The organism is Bradyrhizobium sp., from assembly GCF_049586575.1.
GTDB lineage: Bacteria > Pseudomonadota > Alphaproteobacteria > Rhizobiales > Xanthobacteraceae > Bradyrhizobium.
This window is the reverse complement of record NZ_JBAVCF010000497.1, coordinates 1-2,059: the sequence shown is the minus strand read 5'-3', so window position 1 is coordinate 2,059 and position 2,059 is coordinate 1. Positions and strand designations below refer to the sequence as shown.

Annotated in this window: 2 protein-coding genes; one reads left to right on the top strand and one right to left on the bottom strand. The window is 61.7% G+C overall.

The window, feature by feature from the left end; genetic code table 11:
- Positions 1 to 317 precede the first annotated feature (317 nt).
- Positions 318 to 860 (top strand): septal ring lytic transglycosylase RlpA family protein, encoded by a 543-nt coding sequence (locus WB528_RS19090; RefSeq protein ID WP_423889956.1) that lies wholly within the window; start codon positions 318 to 320, stop codon positions 858 to 860.
- Between the two features lie 53 nt (positions 861 to 913).
- On the opposite strand, the gene WB528_RS19085 is transcribed toward WB528_RS19090, so the two are convergent.
- Complete coding sequence (locus WB528_RS19085; RefSeq protein WP_423889955.1) at positions 914 to 1,795, bottom strand: hypothetical protein; 882 nt, start codon at positions 1,793 to 1,795, stop codon at positions 914 to 916.
- Positions 1,796 to 2,059 lie beyond the last annotated feature (264 nt).

Genomic DNA, 2,059 nt, shown 5'->3' with positions numbered 1-2,059 from the left:
GTCTATGCCATGCTCAAGTTGCACCGAATGGGTAAACACGCTCGTGCCAGCTGAGCGGAGCACACCAGCGCATTCGTGACGTCCGCATCGGTCTCAAGCGGATGTCGGCGCCGATAGCCGTCAGGTCCCGGCCCGATATCGCACCGCGGCGAGTTGTGGCTCAATGATCACACCCGAAATGAAATCGCCGGGTTATGCCGCGCCCGATGCCGTTCAGCCACGGTTCCGCCCTCATTGCGGGTCGGGTTTAGGGTGGGGGCACGAGTTGGGGATACAATATGTTTCCCGCCAATGGTGCCAAGGGTTCGTGCGTCGCGATTGAAACGAGTTCTGTTCCTGACTCGGCCTTGGCCGCGCGTGTCCGGGACATCTTTCGATTGCTCGTCGTCGTTCTAGGGGCCGCATCCCTTGCGGCCTGTGCGCAGTCCACGGCGGTCCGAAATTCTCAATTTGAGGGCCCCAGCCGGCACGCGTCGTTGCAACACGATCGAACGGCATCGTCCCTTACCGGCCGGCATGTCGCATCCGAGAAAAAGCATACGCCGTTCGCGCGGCACCACGACGCCCCGCCGACACATATCGCCTCGCAGGGAATTGCCAGCTTCTACACAGAGGGGCAACAGACCGCGAGCGGCGAAAAGTTCGATACGAACGATTTGACCGCCGCTCATCCGACGTTGCCGTTTGGCACCCGGTTGCGGGTGACAAACCTCACGACCGGACGGTCCGTGACCGTACGGGTCAATGACCGCGGTCCGTACGTTCCCGGACGAGTTGTCGATGTCTCACATTCTGCGGCCAACGCGCTCGGGATGGTCGGAAGCGGGATCGCAAAAGTCAAACTCGACGTCGTTCAATAGTTAGCGGTCACGCCTCGGAAAAAGCCATTGGCTGACGCATCGATCAGACAGGCTCATGCGACATTGGCTCGGACGCTCTCCTCCTCCGCAGCAAGCGCATCGAGATCGATGAGCTGCGGATCGTCGGGACTGGGCTCGCCCTGGGAGCCCTCGCTGCCATGAATGTGAATCAGGGTCTGCACACGCCGCGCATTCAGATATTCGACATGTTGATACCGCAGCGCGACCGGCAGCAACGTGTTTGGCAGCTCAACCAGCGCGAACGCCGGGACCCTGCGCACTTCATCACCCTCCCGCCAACGCAGCGTACTGAGCGTGTAAATCAATTGCCGATCGATCTCCTGAGTTGGCATTTGCTCAAGCTCGGCCGTCGCACCGATGGCGATATTCGCGTTGCCCGAGCGCGTGCGCACCGCGGCAGATCGGAGCTGCCAGCAGACCAGGTCCGCAGCCGCGAGCACCTCCCGACGTACCGCATCCACGCTGGTCGAGAACCTGGTCGCCTCCGGCACCAACGCAGCGCTTTTTGTAACGGCGTCGACGAGTGCGGCTGCGCCGGCGCCAAATCCCGGCGCTGCCTGCTCGATTGCCGCAGCCATTTGCTCTATCTGATCGGCCAGCATGTCGCGTTCGCGTTGCGCCTTGGCATCAGCCAATGCGCGCTCGGTTGAGGCGATCTGCTCATCGAATTCCGTCAATTCGGCTCGCAGGGCCTTGGCGCGCTCCTCGACGGCGCGCAGCCTGGTTTCTGCCCGGCCGAGCTTGGCAGCGGTCGCACCGGCCACTGCCAGCCGTTCGGCCACGGCACGTTTTTCTCCAACGACGGTTTCAACGGCACTCACCCGCTCGGCCTGCTTCTGTCGCGCCGCGCGCCGATCCCTGAGCGTGCTTTCGAACCGCTCGACCGGGCTGACTTCCCGCTTGAAAAATGCCATTTTTTATATCCCCGGTGATCGAGATCGTCCCGCCGAATCAACCAGAATCAATATGAGGCGAATCTAGTCGGAAACTTGGATGAGATTGCGGCTCAATTCGGCAACGCCCCGGCGATGCGCGGTCGATGTCGCAGATCGGTCAATCGCGTCGTTTTGACCGTCTGCCGATTACTTCCGGTCATCCCTAATGAACGAACCCGCTCGCGCGGGAGGGGCTGGCGGCGCGGTCGGGGGATCACGTCTGTCACAGTGTAACTGTTTGAA

Coding starts and splice junctions, on each gene's coding strand:
- WB528_RS19085 (WP_423889955.1), bottom strand. CDS start 1,795: ATGGCATTTTTCAAGCGGGAAGTCAGCCCGGTCGAGCGGTTCGAAAGC.